Origin of the sequence: Citrobacter sp. TBCS-14 (genome assembly GCF_005280805.1) — a bacterium.
Lineage (GTDB): Bacteria > Pseudomonadota > Gammaproteobacteria > Enterobacterales > Enterobacteriaceae > Citrobacter > Citrobacter gillenii.
The window spans coordinates 1-221 of the sequence record NZ_SZWM01000222.1 but is presented as its reverse complement, the minus strand read 5'-3'; the positions used below and the strand labels follow the sequence as shown (position 1 = coordinate 221).

Genomic DNA, 221 nt, shown 5'->3' with positions numbered 1-221 from the left:
CGCCAAGGATGCCAATGGAGCGATAACGCTTTTCAAGTTTCATCGCGTCCAGTAAGGCGCTATCTACGTTGGCGATCACCAGACCGACGGTGTCGCCAATCGCAGTACCGACAAATTCCGTTAAACTGCAGCTCTTCTCTGCCATAGCCGTTTCTCGTGTTGGAGGATTATTTTCAGGGATAGCCTGCTGTTCTGGCGTTGCCACACGAGCAATCACCTGC

The 221-nt window shown here is 52.5% G+C and carries 1 pseudogene; it reads right to left on the bottom strand.

The annotated features are described in order from the left end of the window. Window positions 1-221 (bottom strand): annotated as a pseudogene (locus FDX22_RS12210) (propanediol utilization microcompartment protein PduB); the annotation flags it as partial.